16 protein-coding genes are annotated in these 26,838 nt (G+C 60.7%); 3 read left to right on the plus strand and 13 right to left on the minus strand.

Translation table 11 applies throughout. The features are described 5' to 3' along the window. Positions 1 to 194 precede the first annotated feature (194 nt). Both smc and H3T89_RS06865 read right to left on the minus strand, forming a co-directional pair. Positions 195 to 3,833 carry a chromosome segregation protein SMC gene (smc, locus tag H3T89_RS06860; RefSeq protein WP_198216604.1) on the minus strand — a complete coding sequence of 1,213 codons (3,639 nt, stop codon included), beginning with the start codon at positions 3,831 to 3,833 and terminating at the stop codon, positions 195 to 197. Continuing rightward, the gene (locus H3T89_RS06865) at positions 3,833 to 5,254 is read right to left on the minus strand and encodes a bifunctional folylpolyglutamate synthase/dihydrofolate synthase (protein ID WP_198203814.1); all 1,422 of its coding nucleotides are present in this window, start codon (positions 5,252 to 5,254) and stop codon (positions 3,833 to 3,835) included. The genes smc and H3T89_RS06865 overlap by 1 nt, the downstream gene beginning before the upstream one ends. A 155-nt stretch (positions 5,255 to 5,409) precedes the next feature. Here H3T89_RS06865 and H3T89_RS06870 point away from each other — a divergent pair, with 155 nt between their 5' ends. Together H3T89_RS06870 and H3T89_RS06875 are read left to right on the plus strand one after the other, a co-directional pair. Beyond that, positions 5,410 to 7,011, plus strand: coding sequence for an aminopeptidase P family protein (locus H3T89_RS06870; protein WP_198216605.1), 1,602 nt, complete (start codon positions 5,410 to 5,412; stop codon positions 7,009 to 7,011). Between the two features lies 1 nt (position 7,012). Next, positions 7,013 to 7,567 (plus strand): NUDIX hydrolase, encoded by a 555-nt coding sequence (locus H3T89_RS06875; RefSeq protein WP_198203812.1) that lies wholly within the window; start codon positions 7,013 to 7,015, stop codon positions 7,565 to 7,567. A 28-nt stretch (positions 7,568 to 7,595) separates the two neighbouring features. Here the strand turns inward: H3T89_RS06875 and H3T89_RS06880 are convergent, their stop codons facing one another. Further along, on the minus strand, positions 7,596 to 8,831 hold the full coding sequence (locus tag H3T89_RS06880; protein WP_198216606.1) for an ROK family protein: 1,236 nt from the start codon (positions 8,829 to 8,831) through the stop codon (positions 7,596 to 7,598). A 193-nt stretch (positions 8,832 to 9,024) separates the two neighbouring features. On the opposite strand from H3T89_RS06880, the gene H3T89_RS06885 reads away from it, so the two are divergent. Continuing rightward, complete coding sequence (locus tag H3T89_RS06885) at positions 9,025 to 10,566, plus strand: xylulokinase (RefSeq protein ID WP_198216607.1); 1,542 nt, start codon at positions 9,025 to 9,027, stop codon at positions 10,564 to 10,566. Between the two features lie 19 nt (positions 10,567 to 10,585). On the opposite strand, the gene H3T89_RS06890 is transcribed toward H3T89_RS06885, so the two are convergent. The 10 genes from H3T89_RS06890 to H3T89_RS06935 all read right to left on the minus strand — a co-directional run bounded on the left by H3T89_RS06890 (position 10,586) and on the right by H3T89_RS06935 (position 26,757). Then, positions 10,586 to 13,843 carry a glycoside hydrolase family 2 TIM barrel-domain containing protein gene (locus tag H3T89_RS06890; RefSeq protein WP_198216608.1) on the minus strand — a complete coding sequence of 1,086 codons (3,258 nt, stop codon included), beginning with the start codon at positions 13,841 to 13,843 and terminating at the stop codon, positions 10,586 to 10,588. Positions 13,844 to 13,964: 121 nt separating this feature from the next. Continuing rightward, positions 13,965 to 15,116, minus strand: coding sequence for a LacI family DNA-binding transcriptional regulator (locus H3T89_RS06895; protein WP_232348514.1), 1,152 nt, complete (start codon positions 15,114 to 15,116; stop codon positions 13,965 to 13,967). A 230-nt stretch (positions 15,117 to 15,346) separates the two neighbouring features. After that, positions 15,347 to 16,639 (minus strand): glycoside hydrolase 5 family protein, encoded by a 1,293-nt coding sequence (locus H3T89_RS06900; RefSeq protein ID WP_198216609.1) that lies wholly within the window; start codon positions 16,637 to 16,639, stop codon positions 15,347 to 15,349. Positions 16,640 to 16,646: 7 nt separating this feature from the next. Beyond that, the gene (locus H3T89_RS06905) at positions 16,647 to 17,486 is read right to left on the minus strand and encodes a carbohydrate ABC transporter permease (protein ID WP_198216610.1); all 840 of its coding nucleotides are present in this window, start codon (positions 17,484 to 17,486) and stop codon (positions 16,647 to 16,649) included. Next, positions 17,483 to 18,454 carry a carbohydrate ABC transporter permease gene (locus H3T89_RS06910; protein WP_198216611.1) on the minus strand — a complete coding sequence of 324 codons (972 nt, stop codon included), beginning with the start codon at positions 18,452 to 18,454 and terminating at the stop codon, positions 17,483 to 17,485. Before H3T89_RS06910 ends, H3T89_RS06905 begins: the two co-directional genes overlap by 4 nt. 2 nt (positions 18,455 to 18,456) lie before the next feature. Next, positions 18,457 to 19,758 carry an ABC transporter substrate-binding protein gene (locus H3T89_RS06915; RefSeq protein WP_015021590.1) on the minus strand — a complete coding sequence of 434 codons (1,302 nt, stop codon included), beginning with the start codon at positions 19,756 to 19,758 and terminating at the stop codon, positions 18,457 to 18,459. 102 nt (positions 19,759 to 19,860) lie between these two features. After that, positions 19,861 to 23,010 (minus strand): alpha-mannosidase, encoded by a 3,150-nt coding sequence (locus H3T89_RS06920; protein WP_198216612.1) that lies wholly within the window; start codon positions 23,008 to 23,010, stop codon positions 19,861 to 19,863. Positions 23,011 to 23,407: 397 nt separating this feature from the next. Further along, positions 23,408 to 24,748 (minus strand): ABC transporter substrate-binding protein, encoded by a 1,341-nt coding sequence (locus H3T89_RS06925; RefSeq protein WP_015021588.1) that lies wholly within the window; start codon positions 24,746 to 24,748, stop codon positions 23,408 to 23,410. A gap of 117 nt (positions 24,749 to 24,865) precedes the next feature. Next, positions 24,866 to 25,762, minus strand: a complete 897-nt coding sequence (locus H3T89_RS06930) for a carbohydrate ABC transporter permease (RefSeq protein WP_198216613.1) — start codon at positions 25,760 to 25,762, stop codon at positions 24,866 to 24,868. Then, positions 25,759 to 26,757, minus strand: coding sequence for a carbohydrate ABC transporter permease (locus tag H3T89_RS06935; protein ID WP_198216679.1), 999 nt, complete (start codon positions 26,755 to 26,757; stop codon positions 25,759 to 25,761). Before H3T89_RS06935 ends, H3T89_RS06930 begins: the two co-directional genes overlap by 4 nt. Positions 26,758 to 26,838: the final 81 nt, after the last annotated feature.

Raw genomic sequence — 26,838 nt, forward strand, 5'->3', positions numbered from 1 at the left:
CCCGACAAGATCCTAATATGGAAATCCGAATGCCCCGTGGCAGAGTGGGACGCACGAGAACCCGGTAGGTGGTTTCAAACAGATGAAACGACCCCAACCAGTCATACTGGGCTGCACCGAGCTCTCAGTGCTCAACGAGGCCTACCCCATGCCGCAGCTGCCCATCGTGGACTCCCAGGCGGTTCTGGCCAGGGTCACCCTTGATTGGGCTCGGGATCTTCACGACCGGAACGATTCGGATCCTCCAGCCGCTGGGAGATGACGGCCGTCACCCCGTCCCCCCGCATGGTGACCCCGTAGAGGGCGTCGGCAATGCCCATGGTCCGCTGCTGGTGGGTGATGATGATCAGCTGAGCATGCTCGCGTAGCTGCTCGAAGGCCTTGAGCAGCCTGGTCAGGTTGACGTCGTCCAGGGCGGCCTCGACCTCATCCATGACGTAGAAGGGGCTGGGCCTAGCCGTAAAGATGGCCAGGAGCAGGGCCAGGGCCGTCAACGACCGCTCCCCGCCCGAAAGCAGGGAGAGCCGACGTACCTTCTTGCCGGCCGGGCTGGCCTCGACCAGAACACCGGTGGTCAGCAGGTCATCCGGATCCTCCAGCCGCAGCCGTCCACGCCCGCCGGGAAATAGGGTGGCGAAGATGTGTTCGAAGGCCTGGGCGGTGTCGTCGAAGGCCTCTTTGAAAACCGTGACCATGGTCGAATCCAGATCCTTGACCAGGGCCATCAGGTCATCCCGTGAGCCTATTACATCCTGACGCTGCTCGTGCAGGTAGCGGTTGCGGGACTCCAGGGCCTCGTATTCCTCGGTGGCCAGCGGGTTGACCTTGCCCAGAGCGGCCAGGTCCCGCTTGGCCTTGGCCAGCCGCTTCTCCTGCTCACCGCGCTGGTAGGGCACTGTCCTAAAGTCTGGTGAATTCCCGTCTTCCTCCGTTGCATCCTGCTCCAAGGGGACCGGGTTGCCCTCGTCATCCAGAACAGGAACCGGGCGGTCGGGGCCGTATTCGCGGATCAGCTCCTCCGGCTCCATACCCAGGTCATCCTGGATGCGCTGACGAAGACGGCCGTCTTCACCTGCCAGACGCTCACGCTCCAGGTCCAGACCGTGCTCATCCTGGCGCAGACCGGCCACCCTGGGTTCCAGAGCGTCCCTGCTGGCCCGCAGATCGGTCAGCTCCTTGTCGTGGGCCGAAGCCTTGGCCCTGAGCTGATCCCGGCGACGGGCTGTATGCTCCATCCTCCCCTGGATCAGCTGGGCCAGCAGGTCGGCCCTGAGCGCGATTTGCCCAAGAGAGGCCATGCCGACCTTGCGTCGGCGGTTCTCCTCGCCTATCCGCTGACGATGGCGTTCGGCCTGGTCGGCCTGATCCCGCAGCAGATCGATCTGACGCAGCAGGGAGGCGTGCCGCCGATCACTCTCGGTCCAGGTCAGCTTGGCCTCCATCTCGGCGGTGCGGGCCTGGTCCAGGGCCGTCTCCAATTCATGCTGCCGGTCTTCCATGCCCTCCGGGTCATCAGAATCAAATCCGCCGTCCTCCTGGGCACGGGCCAGGCCGGCCTTGAGATCCTCCAGTTTGAGCTCGTGGGTGCGCATCTGGTCGCGCACCTGGGTCAGCCTGTCATCCAGATCCCTGACCCCGGCCTGGGCTCGATCCGATTCCTTGCGGGCTGCCGCCAGCTCCCGGGCAGCCTGCTCGGCCTTGACCCGGGCCTCGGTGCACCGGTTGCGCGCCTCCTGCAACCTCTTTTCAGCCTGCTCAAGGGCGGCACGGGCCGCATCCATCTGCGGCTGCAGTGTTTTGGATTCCTCCTGGAGGGCCTCCACCTGCGCCAGGGCCTTATCCCTGCGTGCGGTCAGTGCCAGGTCGCTGGTGGCCGGGGCGGAACCTCCCACAGCACCTACCCGGTCGTAGAGATCGCCCAGGCTGGTCAGCGCATGCTGCCATCCGTCCTCCAGGGCACGGCGAGCCTGATCAGCGTCATCGACGGCAGCCGTGGAGGCCAGCAGACTGCGGACAGCCGCCAGCACCCCCTGGGCATGTTCGGGGTCGGCAGGATGCTCCCGCAGGGCCACCAGGTCGGCGGCCGACCGCCAGGGACCGTCACCAGGCCTTATGCCTGCCCCCTCGAGAGGGTCTGATGCCGAGATCAGCGCGGCGCGTCCCAGGCGATCCTGGCGGGCCCGCTCCAGGGTCTGGTCGACCGTCTGGCCATCCTTGGCCACCAGGGCCGAGGCATAGTCGTGCAGGGCCTGGGCCAGGGGCTCCTCCCAGCCCTCCTCCACTTGGACGAAATCAGTCAGCAGACCCAGCAGTGCCGGATCCCCGTCCTGGGACAGGGCCTCGCCAGCTCCGCGATGCTCCAGCGTGTCCGCCAGGGCATCAGCCTTGGCCTGAGCCGAGATGGCATCGGAGCGGATGCGGCGTTCACGCTCCTCGAGGTCGTTGAGTCTGCTGCGGGCCTGGTCCCTGACTTGATTTGCCTGATCAAGGGCCTGCCTGCCGTCCTGGTCGGGGCTTTCCTCCTGATTATCCAGGTCCCGTACCCGGTTTCTGGCCCGCTCCAGGCCTTCCCTGAGCTGATCCTGCTGACTGGTCAGGTCACGCTCACGTTGCCTGGAAAGTTCCAGGGCCGATTCCTCCTTGGCCACCAGCTGTGCCAGATCGCCCAACCGAGCCTGCCTCTTTCTGGCCGCCTGCCGCAGCTCGGTCATGGTCTGCCGGTGGGCGGCCAGCCGCCGCTCCAGATCCGCACGGGCTTGAACGCGGCCATCCAGGGCGATCCGATCGGCTCCAACCTGGGCCTCCTCCTGGTCGGCCTGGCCCTTGAACTCGTCGGCCCGCCGTCTGAGCACCCCGGGATCCTGCCCCTGGTCGGCCACCATGCCGGCCTCCAGCGAACGGCTGCGCTCCCTGGCCAGGGATGCCAGGGAACCGGCCCGTTCGCCGAGTTTGGTCAGGTCATTCCACTGCTGGTTGACCGCATCCAGGGCCGGACTGGACTGCCTATCCAGCCCCTCCAACTGTTCGATGCGCAGCTTTACCCTGGTCAGATCCTCCTGCCCCCGGGCCAGCCGCCCCCGGGTCTCTACCATCCGCGAGCGCAGATCCTCCAGCTTCTTCTGCGAGGTCAGGGCATCGTCGGCATGGATACGGGCCTGGGCGTCCCGCAGGCTGACCTGGATCATGTCGGCCCGGCGGGAGACCTTGGCCTGGCGGCCCAGCGGCCCCAACTGCCGATGAATCTCGCCAATCAGATCATCCAGACGGGAAAGGTTGGTCTCGGTGTTGGCCAGCTTGTGCAGGGCCCTTTCCTTGCGCTTGCGATGCTTGAGGATGCCGGCCGCCTCCTCGATGAAGGCACGATGGCCGGCCGGATCAGCCCGCAGAATGGCATCCAGCCGCCCCTGGCCGACAATCACGTGCATCTGCTGGCCCAGCCCGGTGTCGCTGAGCAGCTCCTGAATGTCCAGCAGGCGGCAGTCGGATCCGTTGATGGCGTATTCTGACCCGCCGTTTCGATAGATGGTCCGACTGATAGTGACCTCGGTGTAGTCGATGTCCAAGGTCCGGTCGGTGTTGTCGATGGTCAGGGTGACCTGAGCCCGGCCCAACGGCGGTCTGGAGGAGGTGCCGGCGAAGATGACATCCTCCATGGATCCGCCGCGCAGGCTCTTGGCCCCCTGCTCACCCATGACCCAGGCCAGGGCGTCGACGATGTTGGATTTGCCTGATCCGTTGGGGCCCACCACGGCGGTGATGCCCGGCTCGAAGCGCAGGGTGGTGGCCGAGGCGAAGGACTTGAAGCCCTTGAGGGTCAGCTCCTTGAGATACATCAGGCGCGCTCCGCCTTAGGTTTGGCCAGATCGGGGTTGGGCCGCTCGGCCAGCAGGGTGCGGGCGTCGCCGGCGGTGACGAAGCTGCCGCAGATCAGCACCCCTCGGCCGTAGCCCACCCCGGTCTGGTCCTCGCTGTCGACCATGTCGACGGCCGTCTGGATGGCGTCAGGCATCCGATCACGCCGGACCACCCTGTCGGGCCCGAAGACCCTGACGGCCACTCGCTCCAGATCCTCGGCCGGCATGACCCGACCCTTCCAGGAGTTCTCGGTGACCACGACGCTGTCCAGCACGGGCTCCAGCAGGCCCAGATAGTCCTCCACCTGCTTGTCGGCCATCATGGAGATCACGCCTACCAGCTGCTTGAAGTCGTAGTTCTCCTCAATGGCCGCACGCAGAGACTGGGCCGCATTCAGATTGTGCCCACCGTCGATGATGATGGTGGGCGAGGTACGCACCTGCTCGATCCGTCCAGGGATGCGCACCTGGCTCAAGGCCTCGGCCACCAGATCCTGGTCCAGGGCCCCGTTGACGGGGATGACCGTCTCGGCCGCCGCCAGGGCCGCCAGGGCGTTGTGGGCCTGATGCTCCCCGAACTTGTCAATGGGCACATCCTTGTAGAGCCCCTGGGGCGTGCGCAAGGTGGCCACCTGACCGCCGACTGCGGGCATGCGGGAGACCACCTCCAGCTCGTTGCCGTCCCTCAACAGTGTGGGGGCGCCCTGCTCGCGCACGGCCTGCTCGATGATGGGCATGACGGCATCCTCATGAGGCTGGGCGCCGACGATGACCGTGGACTTGGGCTTGATGATTCCGGCCTTCTCCCCCGCTATCTGTTCGACCGTATCCCCCAGCCACTTCATGTGGTCCATGTCCACAGGTCCGATGATGGAAGCGTCACCATCGAGGACGTTGGTGGCGTCCCAGCGGCCGCCCATCCCCACCTCGACGATGGCCACGTCCACGGGGGCGTCGGCGAAGGCCCAGACGGCCATGGCGGTCAGGACCTCGAAGAAGCTCATGGGAGCCCTGCCCTGCTGGGCGAAGCGGTCGTCCACCATGGCGATGAAATCCTCGATCTGCTGGTAGATGTCTACGAAGTCCTCGTCTGAAAGCTCCTTGCCGTCAATGGCGATCCGCTCGTTGATCCGCTCCAGGTGGGGCGAGGTGTAGAGCCCGGTGCGTAGACCATAGGCCCGCACCAGGGCCTCGGCCATCCGCGCCGTGGACCCCTTGCCGTTGGTCCCGGTGACGTGGATGACCCGGAAGCTATGCTCGGGGTGGCCCAGCAGGTCCAGCATCATCCCCATCCTGTCAAGATCCAGATTGGGGCTGTCATGCTCGGCGGGACGCGACATGATGGCCCGCTCGACATCGCGAATATTCTGACCCTTGCTATTGGGGTGTTCGAATGACATATTCTGCCTGCGCCTCCTGCTGGCTGTGGATGCTTCCCGCCCATTCTATGCGCCATCGGCCCCGATTGAGGGCCGAAACAGCCGACTGTCACATCGGCCGAACGCACTACCATGGAACCAACATAGTCAGAACCGGAATTTCAAGGAGGCTGGACGTGACCGTATCCGCTCAGGAGCATCTACAAGGAGACACCGATCCCAAGAATGTGGACCTGGATGAGCAGAACATGCAAGACCGGGTGAACAACCGCACCCTGCGCCCCAACTCCGCCGCTTTCCAGAAGTTCATGACCACCGGCTGGCAGGCCCAGGAGCCTCAGATCGAGCCGCTGGAGTCCAGCAAATACACTGAGCGCCGTCTGCGTGAACTGGGTCGGCGCTTCCCCGGTGAACGCCTGGTCATCCCCGCCGGTTCCTACAAGACCCGAAACAACGACAACGATTACGCCTTCCGCCCAGATACCACCTTCGCCTACTACACGGGCCTGGGCGAGGACTACGAACCCGGGGCCATCCTGGTCCTGGATCCGGTGGATCCCGACAGTCCGGAAGCCGCCAAGGGCCTGACCCACACCCCTGAGCTCTTTGTCCATCCACGGGCCGATCAGTCCACCCGCGACTACTACCGGTCCTCCCAATATGGGGAGTACTGGGTAGGTCCCCGGGCCGGGTTGCGGGAGCTGGCCGTCATGACCGGCATCCCCACCAAGGACATCGCCACCTTCCCCGATGCCATCGCCAAGGATCTGGGGCCGGATCAGGGAGCGGTCAGGATGCGGGTGATCCGCACTGCCGACCAGGAGGTCCTGAACCAGGTGGAAGCCGCCCGCAAGGCCAATGGCATCGGCGGCCCTAACCGTAATGAGGAGGCCGACGACAAGCTTGAGGAGTTCACCTCCGAGGCCCGCATGATCAAGGACGACTACGAGGTGGGCGAGATGCGCAAGGCCATCGCCGCCACCAAGGACGGGTTCGATCGGGTTCTGACCCACCTGCCCCGGGTGGTGGGCAAGCCCCGTTCCGAGCGGATGCTGGAAGGCGTTTTCAATGCCAACGCCCGGGAGAAAGGCAACGATGTGGGCTACGGTTCCATCATCGCCTCGGGCAAGCACGCTCCCATTCTGCACTGGATGCGCAACGACGGGACGGTCCGGAAAGGCGACCTGCTCCTGATTGACGCAGGCGTGGAGGTCAACAGCCTCTACACGGCCGACATCACCCGCACCTTCCCTGTAGGCGGCACCTTCAGCCCACTGCAGAAGCGGATCTACCAGACTGTGCTCAAGGCCCAGCAGGCCGGCTTCGAAGCCGCCAAGCCCGGCGCCACCTACTCGGACATCCATCATGCCGTCATGCGTGTGTTGGCTGAAACTTTGCACGAGTGGGGCATCCTCAAGGTCAGCGTGGAGGAGTCCCTCTCCCCCCAGGGCCAGCAGCATCGGCGCTGGCACGCCTGCGGCTGCGCCCACCACCTGGGTCTGGACGTACACGACTGCGCGGAGGCCAGGTACGAGTCCTACCAGGGCGCGCCCATCACCCCAGGGATGATTTTCACCATCGAGCCCGGACTCTACTTCAAGGAGAACGACCTGCTGGTGCCCCCGGAGTTCCGCGGTATCGGCGTGCGCGTGGAGGACGACGTGCTCATGACCGAGCAGGGACCCCAGTGGCTGTCTGCAGGCATCCCCAAGACCGTGGAAGAGGTGGAGGCCTGGATGGCCCAGCGGGCTGCGCTGGCCGACCCGGACCGGGACTGATATGCCAACCCCTGACTTCGTACTCAGACTCCGCCGGTCCATAGGACATGACCTGCTCTGGCTGAACGGCGTAACGGCCCTCGTCAGCGACGACCAGGGCCGTGTCCTGCTGGGCCGGCGCTCCGACACAGGCCAGTGGGCCCTGGTCTACGGGATCAACGAACCCGGCGAGGACCCGGCGGACACCGTGGTCCGTGAGGTCAAGGAGGAGACCGGGGTGGATGTGATCGTCACCGACCTGGCGGCGGTCACATCCTCCCGGGAGGTGGTCACCTATGCCAACGGTGACCGGACCATGTACATGGATCATCTGTTCATCTGCCGGCCCGACCCCAACGGCAATGCCGACCCATTTGTGGGTGACGAGGAGAGCCTGTCGGTCGGTTGGTTCGAACCCGATCAACTCCCAGCCCCGCTGGCCCAGACCACTGTGGAACGCATGGCCCGAGCCCGAACCTATCTGAAACGCCTGCAGGGCGGAGACGCCCACGCCCTCTTCAGGGTCAACGGCAGGCGGATGCCAGCCGATTCCGACCAGTCTCAGGCTGGTCATTGAACCCTTGGACGTCCCGGTCCTCGACCTATCAGTTCTCGAAGAAATCCAGCGGATTGTCGATGAAACGGCGCAGGCCCACCAGCGCTGCTCCCTCCAGGGCCGGATAGTCGGCCTGGGTGGGGATGAGCACACGGATGTCCACGGCATCCCGGCCCAGGGTCAGCTGATTGAGACGATCCTGCAGGCGCTGGGCCAGATTCCCCCCGAAGTGCGACCAGAATCCCCCCAGGATGACCGTATCCACGTCGACAATGTTGATGGCGGAGGCAATGACCGAAATCATGGCATCGAGTCCGCGGTCGATGGCGTCGACCGCCTTGGCGTCTCCCTGCTGCCAGCGCCGGTAGAGTTCCTCCATGGCCTGAGGCGTGACCGCCTTGGCTCCGGTGGCGATATCAGCCGCCTCAACCAGGGCCCGACGCCCGGCGTAGGTCTCCAGGCATCCGCGACGGCCGCAACGACAGGTGGGCCCGTTCAGGTCCACCGAGGCATGCCCCAATTCGCCAGCGAACCCATGATCCCCGGTCTCCACGGCCCCGCGGCGCACCACAGCCCCGCCGATGCCGATGTCAGTTGAGATGTAAATAAAGGAGTCCGTGGGTGAAAGCGTCCCCTCATGTCCGCCAGCCGGACGCTGGGCAGCGTATCCGGGAATCTGCGCAAGGGCTGCCAGACGCGCCTCGTTGCCCACTCTGGGAGCCAGACGGCGAACCAGGGGGAAGTCCTGCAGATCCAGACGTTCCCATCCCAGATTGCGGGCCATAAGCAGGGTGGTGTCGCCGCCGACCAGACCGGGCAGGGCCAGGCCCGAACCCACTGTACGGTAGTGGCGACGGGAGAGCTTGCGTTCGATGGGCTTGGTCAGTTTCTCCAGGTTGGCGAAGACCTGATCAGGTTCCGCTTCGTGCATGTCATCCTTGACCCAGGCCGAATCGATCAGGGTCCCATCCAGATCCATGGCCAGGCAGCCGTAGCCGTCGGTGTTGATCTGCAGGCCCAGGCCGGCCCAGCGTCCGTGTGCGATGGACAGCGGGGTGCTGGGTCGGCCGTGGCTGCTCTGGGAGGTCTCGGGCTCCTCCTCGCGCACCACCCGATTCCTGAGCAGGAGGCCCGCCAGGAGTGACATGGTGGCCTTGGTCAGCCCTGTGGCCTTGGCCAGATCCGCCCTGCTGAGCGAGGTAGGCGACCGCAGAATGGTGTCGATGATGACCGAGAGGTTGTGGTTCCTCAGATCATCCTGATTGATGGAGCGCAGGGCAGTCACGGTTCAACAACCTTTCATGAACGAACATGGGCCCACTGAATCCTGGGCCTCTTCAACATCTTACGTTCGAGTCCGACGGTGGGTCAGCAATTGCGAGCACCCGAAACAAGGCCATTTAGTTTATCGATTTAATAATTGAGATACTATGATGGGGTACTCCAAAGACCGGAGCTCAGAAAGCGAGGAGGCTGACATGAATGAGATCCTGGTGGCGGGAGTGGACACATCGACCCAGTCCTGCAAGGTGAGGGTCACCGAAGCCCGGACCGGTCGACTGGTTCGCTTTGGCAAGGCTCCACATCCGGCAGGCACCAGCGTCGATCCCATGGCCTGGTGGAAGGCCTTTCAGGAGGCTTCAGCCCAGGCGGGAGGTCTGAACGATGTCTCTGCCATCAGCGTGGGCGGCCAGCAGCACGGCATGGTATTGCTGGACCACCAGGGACAGGTGATCAGGGATGCCCTGCTCTGGAATGACACGCGTTCGGCTCCGGATGCCGATGATCTCATCATCCGGCTAGCCAGGTCCAAGACCAGCGAGGCTAAAAGCGCTCAGGCGGAAAATGGCGGGACAAACAAGGACCCGGGCCCGGAACAGGACCTGGCCATGCGCGGCAAACAAGCCTGGGTGCGGGCTGTGGGATCCTCCCCGGTGGCTTCGCTGACCATCACCAAGGTGGCCTGGGTCAGCCGGGTGGAACCGGATAATGCCAGAGCCATCGCGGCCATATGCCTCCCCCACGACTGGCTGAGTTGGGTCATCGCCGGTCATGGCCCCGCAGCCGACCCGGGGACCGAACCCGGACTGGAGAATCTCTTCACCGATCGCTCGGATGCCTCCGGCACCGGCTACTACGACCCAGCCGCCGACTGCTATCGCCGTGACCTGCTGGCCATGGCCCTGCCCGTCGGCATGGCCGAGCGTGTGATTCTGCCTAAGGTTCTTGGCCCCCACCAGGTCGGAGCCAAGGCCGACCCCCGCATCGCCGGCCGGGATGTGCCCGGCGGCTGCATCATCGCACCGGGCGGTGGCGACAACGCCATGACGGCTCTGGGCCTGGCCATGCAGGTGGGCGACGTCTCCATCTCCCTGGGAACCTCGGGTGTCGCTGCAGCAGTCAGCCCGGTCCCCGCCTATGACATGAGCGCCTCGGTGACCGGATTCGCCGATGCGACCGGCCACTGGCTGCCCCTGGCCTGCACCATCAACGCATCACGCATCCTGGACGCGGGCCTGGCCGCTCTCGGAACGGATTATGACGGTCTGGCCGAACTGGCGGAGAATTCCTCGCCGGGTGCCGAGGGCATCACCCTGATCCCCTACTTCGACGGCGAACGCACCCCCAACCGCCCTGATGCCCACGCCAGGCTGGAGGGGCTGACCCTGGCCAATACCACCCGCACCAACCTGGCCAGGGCATTCGTGGAGGGTCTGCTCTGCTCCCAGCGCGACTGTCTGGAGCTGCTGAAGCGGCTGGGCACCACAGTCTCCAGAATCCTCCTGGTCGGCGGCGGCGCCAAGTCCCCAGCGGTCAGAGCCTATGCGCCAGGAATCCTGGGCATGGATGTGCAGCTACCACGTCCGGACGAATATGTGGCCATTGGTGCGGCCCGCCAGGCGGCCTGGGCTCTGACCGGGGAAGAGGAGCCACCCGTCTGGCCGGTGGACATCGAGACCACGCTGACGGGAGCCCCCTGTGAGCAGGTCTACCGGCAGTACCTGCGCTGGCGGGGATGAAAGGCCCCGCCAGCCTGGGTCACTTGGAACGGACCCGCAGATGCAGTCCCAAGACCAGATCGGTTTCATCCAGACGATAGGCGGGATCCAACTCGGGTCCGCAGCTGTTCGAGCCTACGCCGCTTGTGGCATAGTCCAGGCAGAGCACGGTCGAGCCGCATTCCTCCAGCTCATGGTCGTGCCCCTTGGCGGTCAGCTCCTCCTGTGTGTAGGGGGAGCAGTTGAAGCTGATCGGACCATCCCCCGCCGCCTGCAACAGTGAGCGGTCATCCTCCACCAGGACGTAGTCGCAGCCATAATGGGAGCCGTTCTCCTGGGGACGCAGGTAGTGCTCGACCATACCCTGAGCGGTGTCATGGAAAACGCCATAGTGGCTGGCACGGTGCATGTCCCGGTAGCTCTCGTAGGGCCCATAGCCGCAGTAGGTGACCCGCTGCAGGCTCTTGGGCAGGAAGAGCCGCAGGCCGAACCTGGGCAGATAGGGGAACTCGGGATCCCGATGCAGCTCCATCTTCAGGTCCAGCCCACCCTGGTCACTCAGGGTCCAGGTGGCGAGGATGCTGCCCATGGGCTGAATGAAAGGTGCCACCAGGGACAGTTCAGCCTTGATGGTGGTCAACCCCCGTTCCTGATCGGTCTGCAGCTGGCAGGATAGGGCCCTGGTGCTGGCCCGGTCGTATTCGGCCTTGCGCCATTCCTCCTTGATGGTGGCATCATTATCCGTGGGCGCCCGCCAGAGGTTGACCTCCATAGGGGCGGTCAACAGGGAACGGTTGTCGATGCACATGGATTCCACCATGCCGGTTCGGCGGTTGAAGACGTAGCGCCAGTCGGCCCCCTCCACATCGAAGCGGGCATCAGTCTGCCTGACCATCGGACGATGGGCGCCCCGGGATCCGCTGCCGGGATCGGCACTGATGACCCTGGCCACGCCGTTGGGACGTTCAGGCATTCCCATGTCCGCAGCTTCAAGCTGATCGAAGCCAAGTGGATGCCCCTGTGGAAGCACCGAATCGGCTTTGGCCAGGACATACTCCACCAGCAGGGTCAGACGGCCTTTCTCAGGAGGATTCATGGGTGGCAGACCCACGGTGCCCTCGGCATGGGGGGCGATGTGCAGGCCGGTCCCCCGGTCAAGCTCCGGCGTCCCGGAGGCAACCGGCCCCCCGTCACACAGGAGGGTCCACTTCAGGCTCAGGTATTCGTCCAGGAAGGTGAAGTCCAGATAGTTGTGCAGGGTGAGCAGCCGGGTCTGGGGATCGTAGCCGACCAGACGGGCCGGACGGAATACGTTCTTGAACTCCTTGAGGCCTGTGTGGGGCCGTCGGTCGGGGTAGACCAGGCCGTCCATGCAGAAGTTGGCATCGTTGGGGTACTCGCCGTGGTCGCCACCGTAGGCATAGATCCGACGGCCCTCACGGTCCCTGCCCTGGTCGATGGCATGGTCGGCCCACTCCCAGATGCAGCCGCCCAGTAGCCCTGGATAGGCCTGAATGACCCGGAAATAGTCCTCCAAATCCCCGGGGCCCAGTCCCATGGCATGGCAGTACTCGCAGAGGAAGTAAGGCCGACGTCCTCCGTCTCCGTCATCCCCGTGGCCGCTGATGCCATGAGGACCCTCCGGCGTGAAGTAATCCTCGATTTGTTTGATGCTGGGATACATTCGCGAGGTGATGTCCAGATTGCTGTAGTCCAGATCCTTCCGGGGCGAGCCGTGGATGGCCGACTCGTAGTGGGTCAGACGGGAGGAGTCCCGGGACTTGGTCCAGGCCAGAGCCGCCTCGATGCCGCAGCCGTAGCCGCTTTCATTGCCCATGGACCAGATCAGAATCGAAGGATGGTTCTTGTCCCGCTCCACGCTGCGCTGGACCCGGTCGACAATGGCCTTGGTGAAGCGCGGCTCGTCAGCGATGCGACCATTCCAGTAATCGGGCTCCTTCCAGTCCGGACCGTGGTAGAGGGCCTCGATGCCGTGGGTCTCCAGGTCCGCCTCGGCAATCAGATAGAAGCCCAGCTGGTCGTAGAGGGCGTAATACTGGGGGCTGTTGGGGTAATGGGATGTGCGGATGGCGTTGACGTTGTGCTCTTTCATCAGGGTCAGGTCTCGCATGATCTGCCTCTGATCGATGGCGAAGCCGGTGCGCGGATCCCCGTCATGTCGGTTGACCCCGTGAATCTTGATGGGGCTGCCGTTGACCTTGACCACCTGGCCGTCCACGCTTATGGTGCGCAGGCCGATGTACTCGGTGATTACCTCGTCGGGGTGCTCCCCCGGCAAGGGCTGAGCGGAATCGTCGGGTTCAGAAGCGCTGGCCCTGGTCGACAGGGTCAGCCGGTAGAGTTCAGGGTCCTCGGCATTCCAGAGGCGGGGATGGCTGACTTCCATGACAAATTGCTCAGGCTCCTTGCAACCTGTCAGCTCGGCCCGGGCCACCTCCACCCCATCGGGATCGGTCAGCAGAGCCTGCACGTCAAGAGCGGCATCGTCCTGGCCCGATACGCCGGTGGGATCCAAGTCCAGGGTCACCTTGGCATGACTCGTGTCCTCGTCCAGATCGGTGTGGACGAACCAGTCGCGCAGACGTGCCTTGGGCCGACGCAGGATGTAGACATCGCGGAAGATGCCACTCATGCGGAACTTGTCCTGGTCCTCCAGATAGCTGCCATCGCACCACTTGAGCACCAGGACGGCCAGCTGGTTGCGGCCCTGCCGCAGGTGGTCGGTCACATCGAACTCACTGGTGGCGTGCGAGACCTGGCTGTATCCGATCAGATCCCCGTTGACCCAGAGGTAGAAGCAGGAGTCCACCCCTTCGAAATTGAGCAGTGCATGAGGTGCCGAGGGATCAGGCTCGTAGTCGAAGGAGCGCAGGTAGATGCCGCAGGGATTGTCGGCCGGCACCCTGGGCGGATCGAAGGGGAAGGGATAACGCACGTTGGTGTATTGGGGGTTGTCATAGCCCTGGGTCTGCCAGACCCCTGGCACATGGATGGGTTGGTACACCCCTCGGCCCGCATCCCGGGAGGGGCTGTAGTCGGCTTCGAAAAAGACCGGATCCTTGGCCTCGTTGGCGGACTGAACTTCGGCGTCCAGCTGGTCGATGCTGGCGTAATAGCGAAAGTTCCAGTCTCCATCCAGATCCAGGTATCGGTCGGAGCGCTTGCGCAGGTCGCCACGCGTGTCCATGGGGGCGCCGGCCGGCATATAGTAGGCACGGTTGGGCTCGGTCCCCACATGCAGCGTGGCTGGATCCTCGTAATAACGTGGTATGAACATGACGACTCCATCCTCCTCGGTGGCATTGGCGGCAGACGTTTCACAGGCGTGACCGTTTACGCTCACATGCGACCATGATACCGGGGCCATAGCACAGAATTCCCGGCGCTTGTCACAGGTTTCATCGCAGAGGACGCGCCGTGCTCTCGCGAATGACCAACTTTGGGGTCAGAATACGGCGGTTGCCCCCCACCCGCTCCCCTCGGAAGATCTTCAGAAGCAGGTTGGCCACCTTGGTGCCGTAGAGCCCGGCATCACGATGGACTGATGTAATGGAAGGATAGGTGCTCTGACAGATAAAGCTGTCCTCGAAGCTGACCATGGCCGGCAGACCGAGATAGGCCGAAACAGGAGTTGCAGTCTTATTCTCAGACTTCGACACAGTTGTAGACGTCATCCTGCTTTCCAGAATCGCTCGCAGACTTGCTGCAGCCATGATCTCGTTCTCATAGATAAAAGCCGTATACGGATTCTTCCCCGATGACAGACGAAGAGTCAGGGCCGCGGCCTTGTCCGGCGTAAAGTCCGTGAACTCCACCTTCGGCTCCCCCAGGTTTTTACGACGGACGAACTCCTTGAAGGAGCAGACACGAGCTTGGCTGTAGTCAAGGTTTTCATCCCCCGACAAATAAGCGATCCGGGCATGCCCACGCGAGCTCAGATGGTTCATAATCGTCGTCATGGTTCTGGAATCGTCGATGGACAGCGAGGGCAGATAGTTGTCCGAGTCCGGACCTCCGGCCAAAACTGCGGGCAGGCCTAGATTATGCAGAAGCCGAGGCCTGGGATCATCGGAGAGAAGATCAACCAGGACCACCCCATCGACCCGCTTGCGCCTGGCCCAGTCCCGATAAGTGTCCAGCTCCTCGTCAAGCGTGGCGCAGGGGCGGAAGAGCAGGCCGTATCCCGACCTGCTCAGGGATGTATGGACGCCAGCCATGAAATGCAGCATGAATCCTTCGGTCTGGAAGGCATCCATGGACCTGGCCGGAGCGAAGCCCACCGTCATGGTCCTGGAACTGCCCAGGGCCTGGGCTGCATATACTGGTTTCCATCCCATCCTGGCAGCCGCTTCGCGAACCCTGCGCTTGGTCTGGATGGAGACTCCAGGCTTGTCATTGATGGCGAAGGAGACCGCTGTCTGGGATATCCCCAGTTCGTTGGCTATGTCCTTGAGGTTGACCCTGGCATCGTCCGTCCCCTTATGAACAGACGAGCCCGTTCTGGCTTCCGTTTCTCCGCCAACGGACTCGCCGTCCATGCGCCACCTCATATCAACCATCCTCGTCGACACCCGTGATCCGGCTCGGCCGACTCAGCAAATCAGACTGCCTGCCACACGCTTTGGGCGTATACGAATATCGACCTTTAACCCTAACTTAGACCCTCATCAGCACAAAACCATGGTCAACAACCTCTCCTGAGGCCGAGGAGCTTGTTATCGCTCACATTCCAGCCTCAGACGAAGGCAGGAGCCGAATCCGGAAGCCGGGCATGCCGCGGTCAGGACTTATTCTGCAGAAGCGAGGGGTCGGATACAGCGCTATATGAGCTTCCACCAACAGGTTTGACGGCAATGCACTCACTGATCCCCCTGTCCCGCAGCCAGCTGCTGTCCGCCGCGTGCAGGGATGTGACCAGGGCCGGCCTAGCACCTTGGCGGCTGAGTTCCATCCACTTCTTGAAGATAGAACCGCCAGGCGCACAGGCAGATCTGAGCAAAGGATCATCATGCTCGTCCACATCCACCACGAGAGCCGTGGACCGGGTTTGAGAGACCACCTTGTCGGAGTAGTCCTTCACTGCCTGGGCGAAGGCCCTGCCTATGGGCTTGAGATGCTGCTCTTGGTCGAACAGACCCAGATGATGCTCAAAGGGAGGAAAATCACCGAATCGCAGGTCGACATCATGCGAACACCACCAGGTGATGCCGAACATATCGCTGCAATCGAGGGCATGCTCCACTGAAGACCTGCAAAAGTCAGCAGCCTGCCCTGCGCCCATTACATTGAGCGGGGCACCGATCTCCTGCAGCCAGACCCGCCGATGGGGCTGACCGGCAAAGGCCTTCGACAGCTCCACCAGATACTCGGCATGCCGCGTGCTCTCCTCGGCCAAGGGACCGCACTCCTGGGCGGCGCCGTTGAAAACCCAGGAATGAATGCAGGTCATGTCTCCGATGTTGGACGCATATCGCGGAAGAAAAGAGTGGCCATCCTGATACCAGGTCGCATCGTTTTCGCAATGCAGAAGCACGCGGCCCTCCTGGGCCGCCCTCTGCTTCAATGGGGTCAACAGCTGCAGCAGCCAGTCTTCGGCCTCCTCGGAGGAGGAGGGCATTCGACGCGGATGAACACGGTCAGTGAACTGGTTGCATTCGTTCCCGACGGTCAGACCGCGGAAATGCGGCAGATCCGCCAAGGCTTCATAGACCGAAGCGACCAGACGGGCCTGCGCCTGGACAGCGTCCGGATCCGTGAACATGTTGGTTTCATGCCATGAGACCAGCCAGGAGGGCACAAAGTCAAAGCTGGACATGTGCCCTTGAATCACATCCGAATAGACATCCAACCCTCGTTCATCCGCCAGGGCGGCCATATGCCTCAGGTCGTCCAGGGCGGCATCGTTGATCCAGGTCCTGTTGGGCTGGAGCAGCGTCCACAGCGGAAAGATGCGGATATGATCCAGCCCAAGGGAGGCGATGTCGTCCAGGTCTTTGGCGACAGCATCCCAATCCGGATGCAGCCAGAAATAGAACCAGTTGTGGGAGGGGGTGTAGTTGACTCCAAATTTCATAATGATGCTATTCCTTGATGCCACCCTGTTCCAGACCACGGAAGAAGTAGCGTTGGAAGCAGGCGAAGAAGACCAGGATCGGTATCAGGGAGACCAGGGCCCCCGCTGCTATCAATCTGGGATCCGAAATGAACATGCCCTTGAGTCGGTTCATGCCCAGAGTGAGCGTGTAGTTTGACTCGTCGGAGATGACGATAAGGGGCCAGAGGAAATCATTCCAGGCGCCCACGAAGGCGAAGATGCCGACAACGGTCATGGTGCCTTTGACCTGAGGCACACAGATCCGGTAGAAGCGCTGCCAAAGATTGGCGCCGTCCACCTCGGCCGCCTCCTCAAGCTCATCCGGAATGCCCTTGAAGGCATTGGTCATCAGCAGAATATTGACGGCGCCCACCATGCCTGGCAGGGCGACGGCCAATAGGGTGTTCTGTAGACCGACGCTTCGGACGATCAGGAACTGGGAGATGACCACACCCTCGACGGGGATGACCATGGTGCCCATGAAAATCGTGAAGAGCAGGTTGCGCCCGCGCCACTTGAGTCGACCCAGCGCATATCCGGCCATGGTCGAGAAGATGACATTGCCACCGATGGAAAGAACGGCGACGATCACCGTGTTCAGCATGTACCGGAAGACCGGAACCTGTCTGAAGACGGATATGTAATTGTTCCAAGTGGGGGTCTTCGGGATGATGTAGGGCGGAACCGCATAGACATTGTCGCCCTTGCCCTTGAAGGAGAGCGACAGCTCCCAGACGAAGGGCCCCACCAGCAGGAAGAAGACCAATATGAGCACAAGGTACTGAATGACCTTGCCAACAGTGACTTTGTAGTGACCGCTTTTCATGAGTCCTCCCCCCGCTTCTGGATGATCTGCTGCAGGATCAGCATGGCTCCGACCACAACCAGGACGATCAGCGACAGAGCACTGGCATAGCCCGTCCTGGCCTGGATGCCTGTGCCCTCCTTCTGAATGAGCATGGACATGGTGATGTCCTCGCCACCGGGTCCGGCCGTGCCGTTGGTGAGCACGTAGATCTCGTTGAACACACGGAAGGCCGCGATGGTGGACAGCATCATGATCAGCACGATGGTGGATCTCACTCCTGGGATGGTGACATACAGGAATTGCCTTACCGGGCCTGCCCCATCCAGCGAGGCTGCCTCGTACAGGGAGGCGTCAATGTTGGCCAGGGCGGTCAGGTAGATGACCATGTAGTATCCAAGGCCCAGCCAGATGGTGACGAACATGGAAGTGAACAGTATCAGCCAGCGATCGCTGAGAAATGGGATCGGGCTGTGGATGATGTGCAGGGACTCCAGAACCGAGTTGACCAGCCCCTTGGGGTCAAGCAGATTGGTCCAGATCATCCCCACCACCACTGCCGACATGACAACGGGGGTGTAGAAGGAGGTTCTGAAGAACCCCATGATCCTGGAGTTCCCCTTGACCAGGTTGGCCAGTATCAGGGGAAGAATCACCATAAAGGGGACCACGCAGACCACGTAGAGGGTGGAGTTGAGCAACGCGGTCCAGAAATAGTCGTCATGCACGATCTTTACGAAGTTCTGGATGCCTATGAACTTGCCCGGTCGCAGCAGTGTGGAATCGGTAAATGCCAGGCGACAGGTATTCAGCGCAGCGAGGATCACGAAGATGAAGACGATGGCAAAGGCCGGGAAAACAAACAGGTAAGGGGCCAGGGAAGTGGTCCAGTGGATTCCCCTGCCGCCGTGGACCCCGGCCTGGGGCCCGCCGTTCCGGCCGAGGGCAGAAGCCTTCGGCCGGAAGGCGGAAGAGTCAGTGCGGCTCATAGTTACTGCAGCTTCTCGTTGGCGTACTTGACGGCCTTGTCCAAGGACTCCTTGGCTGTCTGCTTGCCCTGCAGGGCCAGGGCGGCCTGCTGCTGCAGGTAGTCCTTGCCATTGGCATCGGTGAACTCGGCAGGACGGCTTGAGTACCCGTTCTTTACGGAGTTCAGAGTGATCTTCAGGGCCTTGCCCTGAACATCGCTGGTGTCGATGTTGGCGTAATAGGGATCATCAAGGCCACCCTTGCTGGAGGGGAAGGTGTTGGACTTCTTGGCGAACGACAGCTGGTTCTTGGCATTGGTCACATACTGGACGAAGTCCAGGGCGAGCGTCTTGTTCTTGGTCTGGGCGTTGACGGCCAGCATCTCATAGGCCAGGCTGGCGGACTTGCCCTGATCGCTGATCTTGGTGCCCACAGCCAGATGCTTGTACAGGTCAGGGGAGTTCTGCTTGAAATCCGCCGCCGAGTAGGCACTGCCGCCCATGGCCACGATGGAGCCCTTCTGGAAGAACTCGCCCTGCTGAGACCACTGTGCGCTCAGAGCCTCCGGCGGGATTCCCTTCTTGTTATACAGGTCGACGAAGCGCTGCAGGTGCTTGACGGCCTCGGGGGAATTGAAGACGTACTTGGTGTGGTCCTTGTTCATGATGGGGATGCCGGCCGATGCATAGTCATCGACGGAGCCGCCCAGCATGGTGGACATGTAGGCCCCGCAGCCGCTATTGACCATGGTGTCCGCCTGGGAGAAGTAGTCGTCCCAGGTCACAGGCAGCTTGTTGGGATCGAGCCCGCACTTCTGCATGAGCTCAGAATTGTAATAGGTCGGTCCATCGTTGACGTACCAAGGGAAGCCGTAGGCACCCTCCTCGATGTCCTTGCCCTTGAAGGTCACTGCATCCCAGGCATTCTTGTAATAGTTGTTTTGGGCCTTGGGAGCCTCCTTGCTGATGTTCATCAGGGCCCCGGCCTTGGCCAGGCCGTACATCAGAGAGGGACCGGCATCGATGATGTCGGGCAGGGAGTTGGCCGCAGCATCGGCGGACAGCTTCTGCTCATAGTTGTCCGATGGCTGGTCGACCCACTTGATGGTGGTGCCGGGATGTGACTTCTCGTAGGCTGAAATCAGATTTTTGAAGTACGGAGTGTACTTGTCGTTTTTCAGGTTCCAGGTCTGGAAGGAGATTTCGCCTGACGGCTTACCATCTTTTGACCCCCCTGAACTGCTGTTGCTTCCTCCGCACGCCGCCAACGAACCCGCCATGGCAGTCGCGCAGATCATTACTGCTACCTTCTTCAGTGCTCTCATCGGAGCTTCCTTTCCTTTTTTACTACTCACTTCTTTGTGGGGCTTCCGGCCGGTCCAAACCGACCAACGAACCGGCCGGACAAACACCCCTGCTCAGGCGACTCAGCGCCTGGAGAGTCTCAAGGTGGTGAACTGGAAGGGAACAAGATTCAGCAAGGCACCATCAGCTTGCTCACCCTGTGCGGAGCACAGACCCGGCCGCACGCCTTCGGGCACAGGTCCATCCTCCAGGGAGTTGGTCTCCCTCACGGTCGCCCCCTGCAGGACCGACCCGGTGCGCAGCCTGGCCTTGGAGGGCGAAGAATCCGGGTTGTAGACCCTGACAATCACATCGTCGCTGTCGTCATCAGCCGTCTTGATCCAGTCGATGACGGTGGTGCCCTGGATATCCTCGACAGCAGCCAGTGGCTCAACGGCAGGCAGTCCATGATGGAAGACCGGAGCGTTGAGGGCATAGGCTGCTTGCAGGATGTCAGCCTGGGTGTCCCCAGGGACAATTGACCAGGCAAAACTGTGCCTGCCCCTGTCGGTATGCGGATCAGGAAAGACCGGAGCGGACAGAAGGGTCAGTCTGACCAGGGTACCCGCCTCTTTGCCAGCCTTCTCGTCGTAGTGAATCGGTGTGGTGTCACCGCCGTATGTCGAAGCGTTGACCACGCCGACGGCAAGGCCGTCGTCGCTGATCCTGACGAATCGGTGCGTACAGCTCTCGAACTGGGCCTCTTCGGCAGCATTGTTCTTCTGAATGGGCCTGTCGATGAAGCCGTACTGGCACTCGAATTGTGCATACCTGGCCTGAACGGCAACGGGGATGTCCACCTTGAGCAGCTGCTCATCCTGATGCCAGTCAACATCAGCAGTGAAGTCCAACTGCCTGCTGCCAGGGGTCAGCCCGATTGTGGTCACGATTGTGGTCTCCCCATGCCGACGCGATACCCGAACACCGGAACCCAAGGCCTCCATGGCGACTGGGTCATCGACCGGAGAAGCAGTCAGCAGGGCATCGCGCTCCAGGTCCCATGCATCCCACATATAGGGCTCATCCTTGAAGAGCTCATATCCGCCAACCGATGAGCCCTGGGGGACCAGGTCCCTGCCAGAGGTCCTGTCAAGGATGGAATGGACCTCGCCATCCGAAGCGACGACGGCACGGATAAGACCATTATCCATGACGAATCCGTCACCCTCTTGACTGACTTGGACAGGCCGTATGCCTTCGGGCCCCTCCTGCGCCTGGACTGGCCCGACAGCCTTCCAAGCCGTCTGACCCTTGCCGTCCATGGGTATCAGCCTGGCATCGGACACCATGGGAGCCTCTGGCTGGGCGGAGGCTATGACGCGGGCAGCCTCGTCGCCGATCTGCTCCAGACGTGCTATGTCCCTACGGTAGTCTTCCCTGGCCAGCCTATGCACCCAGGAGATGGCGGAACCTGGAAGAATGTCATGGAACTGGTTGAGCAGAAGCGTGCGCCAGATTCCGTCCAGCTCCTGACGGGGGTACTCGTATGAGTCATCGACCAGGCCGGCGTAAGCGCACAGGTATTCGACCGTGCGCAGCATGGCTTCCTCCTGCCGGCAGCCTCGCTTCATATCCTGCTGGGAGGTCAGGGTCTTGCGGTGCAGCTCCAGGTAGAGCTCGCCCTTCCAGACGGGCATCTCCCGACCGGCACGCAGATGAATCTGCCTGCTGGATTCACGGAAGAAGTCCTCAGGAGCCTCATAACGTGCCCTGGCTACTCCCTCGACGTCACGCAACCGATCGTAGCGGCCCAACATCTCACGAGTGGTGCCGCCGCCGCCGTCACCGTAACCGCAAAGGACGATTGCTCTGTCGGAGAGATCCTTGTCTTGATAGTTCTCTTCGGAATGATTGAGCTCCCTTGCCGTCATGCTGGATGCATACGTGTCCATGGGTGGGAAATGCGTAAAGATGGATGTGCCATCAATGCCTTGCCAGTCGAAAGTGTGATGGGGAAACTTGGTAGTGTCATTCCAGGAGATCTTCTGTGAGAGGAAGTAGCGCATCCCCGCACGACGGGCGATCTGCGGGAACTGACCTGTGTATCCGAAGCTGTCCGGCTCCCAGACCACGTCGGTGTCAACGCCAAGGTGCTCTCGATAGTAACGCTTGCCGTAGGAAAATTGCCTTGTCAATGATTCACCGGCAGGGAGCATACCATCAGATTCCACCCACATCCCGCCCACCGGGATGAAGCGCCCTTCCTTGACCCGACGCAGCAGGCGGGAGAACAGGTCCGGGTGGTCGTCCTCCAGCCATGCATACTGTTGCGGCGAGCTCATCACATAGATGAAATCCGGATCGCGCTCCATCAGTGCCAGCATGTTGGAAACAGTACGCGCCACTTTTCGACGCGTTTCACGCTTAGGCCAGAGCCATGCCGAATCAATATGGGAATGGCCCACCACTGCGTGGTCCAAGCTGCTGGACACCGCAGGACGCCGAAGTTCCTCCGCCAGAGCCCCTCGCGCCTGAGGCAGACTGTCTGCATCGCCTTCCTGATAGTCATTGAGGGAGGTTTGCAAAGCCTTGCCCAACCGCCAGTAGCGGGGCTGTTTCTTGTTGCACTCCTTGATGATCTGGCTGACCGCCTCCAGATCCATTGCGTAGTTCCATATCTCCTGATCGAAGCGGCAGACATCCAGACGGGTCAGGATGTTGGACTCATCAGCCCGTCCTGTGGTTCCCTCCCCCAGCTGTGTCTTCGCGAAGGCCGGAACACCGAGAATAAGCGGATTGCAGGCTGCCTCCAGATAGAGGGTGAATGTACCGTCTGGCCCGATAAGAGAAGGCTCTTCATCAGTGGCCAACCCCTTCCAGTCCTTGCCGTCAAGAGGGATCCACTGATTCTTCGGGTTGACCGCCTTGATAATGGAGCCGTCGGGGCGGTAGGCCTCTGCCTCGTAATGGCCGCCGGGAGAGTCGGGCTGCCATCCAAGGTCCACAATCAGTTCAAGCGGAGCCTCATCTCGATGGCTCTGGTCAATGCTTCCCTTGATCTCCATCCAGGTTGTTCCCCAAGTGGTCCCCCAGGATTCGCCAAGATTCAAGGGCTCAAAAGGAATGTCCCCACTGTTCAGGCGGCGGAAGAAGTCCTGGGAGGAAATGGGCTCGCCAGGAATCCGGTAGACCCTGACTGCACAATGGCCGACCGTTCTATCGACATAGGGCAGCACCCGTTGCCTCATGACTCGATCACACCTGTCGAGTTCACGCTCCACCTTCAGCTGCATCCCGTAAACCTCCTTGTTTGTGCAGATTCCGCTTCAAAACTAAAGCGGTTTAGTAATATTATATCTCTTTTTTATCCAATGACCAACATCAGTTGTAAAGATGTTCTGGCCATCATGAGTCAGTGTGCCCAATCGCGTCGTCATCAAACGGCAGACCTTGCAGAAAATCCGACATCAGCTGCTATACGCCTCTTGTATCCCCATAGCCGTGCGCAAAATCAGATAACACAAATTGGCAAAGGGACCGCAAGTGCAAAAGAAAAACAGACAATCAGGAAAGCATCTTCCCCATGACAGCTTCGCCAAAATTAAATACCCCCATCTTGACTCCGACCACGCTGTCATTGCGCGCCGTCTTCAAGATGGGGGTATGGAAGGGTCAATCACATGAATCGATCTACAGACCTTTTACCGTGTAACCCTGTTCATTGCCATACTTAACCAGGTCCTTCTGGAAGGTCTTCAACGCATCCTCGAAACGGACCGAGCCCTCATAGGCCTTGCCAATCGAATCATTCACGATTGAATTGGCGTAGACCTGATAGGGCAGGAACTGCCAGCCAGACCGAATATCCTTGGAGCTCTGATTAAAGACCTTGTTGACCTGTTGGCCGCCGAAGTAGTCGGCTTTCTCCTCCAGGAAGTCCTGAGCATTCAAATCCTTGACTGTGCTGGGGAAGCCTCCTGAAGCCGTGGCCAGCTCAATGGATTCTCGTGAGTTGTTCAACCACTTGACGAAACCAGCAGCCAATGCAGGATTCTTCGTCTTTGCATATACGGCCTGAGACGAACCGCCGTAATTGGCCGAGGCCGGTTTCCCGTCATATGTAGGCATGGGAGCCACTCTCCAGTCCCCGGCACTTTCCTTTACCGAGGTCTGCAGGGTGTTGCGAAGCCACGAGGCTGAAATGATGGATGCCATCTTCCCCTTGTTTGCAGCCTGGTACCACTCCGTGCCCTGATTGGCCACTGTGGTGATCAGATGCTCTCCAATCAGCTTGTCCCAGACGGCAGCCCACCGCTGGGCGCCGGGGTCACTCAAATTGATGGTTACATTCGATCCAGAGACCTTGAAGGCATGGCTGCCGGCCTGCCAAAGCAGGGAGGCCACCAAATTGCCTTGACCCGAGTCGCTCGTGATATGGACGCTTGGATCCTTCTGTTGCATGATCTCACCGTCCTTGACGAACTCATCCCAGGTTTTTGGCGGCTCACTGATGCCGAACGAGTCAAAGACCTTCTTGTTGTAATAGAGAACCATCGGACCGGTATCCTGAGGAAGTCCGTAGACCTTGCCTCCAACGCTCACCGAGCTCCATGCGGACGCCGCGTATTGATTCTTGAGCGAGGCAAAGCCATAAGGTGCCAGATCCAACAGGTTACCCGGAGTATAGAACTGAGACAGGGCCTGATACTCGATCTGCATGATGTCGGGTACATTGGACCCCGACTTTATGGCGTTCATCATCTTGGTATATGCCGCTGCCCCGCTGCCAGGGTTGACGACCTTGACATGAACCTTGGGGTAATGCTTCTCGAAGGCCTTGACCTGGGTATCAGCGGACGATGTCCAGGTCCAATAGACCAGATCGCCTCCTTTCTCAAGCGCCTGTTCCACGTCATTTGCATGACCGCTCTGGGTTGTTGAAGAGCCACCTCCGCAGGCGCTCAACAAAGTTGTCGCAAAAGCCGCCACCGTGGCGACAGTGGCGAATTTCGTCATTCTGCTGTGTTTCATCACCAATCTCCTTTGATTTGACATGCCGACGAATCGACGATGCCTACTTATCCCCGTCTCTTCTGCAACCTCCAAGACGAGGGACTTTCTCCATGACCTCCTTGTCACATCGATGGATCACTGCTTGACGCTTCCAGCCGTCAGGCCGGATTCCCAGTAACGTTGCAGCATTAGGAAAATGACAATAATCGGTATGACCGTAAGCAAGGAACCAGTGATCACCAGGTTGTAAATGGGTTCTGGCGTCGACGAGCCCGTAGCTTGGTCATTCCATTCATTCAAGCCCACGGTCAGCGGATACCACCGCGGATCGTTGAGCATGATCAACGGCAGGAAATAGTTATTCCAGGTCTGTACGATAGCGAACAAAAGCACCGTAATGATGCTGGGCGACAGAAGAGGCACCACAATCTGTGCAAAGATTCTGAATTCCCCCGCACCATCCATGCGTGCCGACTCAATGACGCTGACTGGCAGGCCGGTCCTCGAATAACTCATGACCAGATAAAGGCCGAAGGGACTCACCAGCGACGGAAGAATGACAGCCCATGGTGTATTGGTCAATCCCAGCTTGGCAAAAAGCAGGAATGTAGGAACGACCAGCGCTGTTCCCGGGATGGCTATGCCTCCGATAACCGTGGCAAGGATGCCTTTCTTGCCCGGAAAGTCAAAGATCGCCAGCGCATATCCCGCCATGGTCGCCAAAAAAGTCGCACCGCCGGCTCCGATCAGCACGTATAAGAAGGTATTGAGAAGCCATTTGGCGAAAATCCCATCCTTATAGGAAAAGGTCTCCTTGATGTTGTCTATCAGGTTGAAGCCGTGTCCGAACCACAGACCGAACGTGGACATAACGTCAGCCTGGGTCTTGGTGGCATTGATCAGCAGCCACAACAATGGAATCAAGGAATAGGACGCCAGCAGCAGCATAAAGATGAGCATGGCCGGCGAGTGCCGGACCAGACTGTGGGCGCCGGTAGATCTGTTTGATCCGGAATGTTTGACGATACTCATCGATCAGCCCTCCTTTTTGCAGCTCGGGATGCCTTGGGCTTCTTCTCATCGCCGCTTCGCGATCCCTGCTCCTGGGTGATATAGGTGATTACCCCTGTGATCAGTCCCATAAGAATTGCCAGAGCAGCTGCATTGTTGTACTGGCTTCCGTTAAGAGACAGGTTGTATGCCCAAAGGTTGGGCGTGTAGTTGCTTGATATTGCATTGGGCGCGGGCGTCTTCAGCAGCTGTGGCTCACTGAAAAGCTGGAAGGTACCGATAATGGAGAACATCCATGTGATCAGCAACTGCCCCTTTATTGCCGGCACCTTGATGTAACGAGCGATTTTCCATTCGCTGGCTCCGTCCAAACGGGCGGCTTCATACAGCTCGGTAGGAATTGTTTTCAGCCCGGAGTACAGAATCAGCATGTTGTATCCCAGGAACGACCAGGTCATGATGTTGCCTATGGACCACAGGATGACGTTTTTGGACAATGGATGCATGGCTATGTTGAACCAGCTGTTGATGCTGGCAGTCAACCCGAATTGATCGCCGTACAGGAATTCCCATATCAGCACTGCGACAACGCCTGGAACTGCATACGGCAGGAAAAGGATGATTCGGAAGAACCCGTGCCCTCTGAGTCGCCCGGAGTCGATGCACAGGGCCGCCAGGAGAGCCAGGCCCAACATGATCGGCACCTGAATCAGGAACACCCGGATCACACGCCATACCCCGTCCCAGAAAGTACCGCTTTTGAGCAGCGATAGGTAGTTGGCCAATCCAACGAAATGGCTGCCGCCTATGAGCTGATCGCGGAAGAGGCTCAGGTACAGAGCATAAATGATAGGTAGTATGGTTGCTACAAAAAAGACCAGCAGAAAAGGCAGGACAAATCCTAAGCCGGCCCACCTGCTTTTGCTTCGTATCCCTTTTTTCCATCGATTGGATGGATTTACACCCCTGGGTTTTGGTGATGACAGGGATGTGGGAGATTCTGACATCGTAGTCATATCGCCCTGCTTTCTTTTGATGTTGTTGTGTACATAAGCGCCCCGGCAGTCCTCATTGGCCATGGCCTGGGCGCCGAGCCC

Origin of the sequence: Bifidobacterium sp. W8114 (assembly GCF_016101165.1) — a bacterium.
GTDB classification, from domain to species: domain Bacteria; phylum Actinomycetota; class Actinomycetes; order Actinomycetales; family Bifidobacteriaceae; genus Bombiscardovia; species Bombiscardovia asteroides.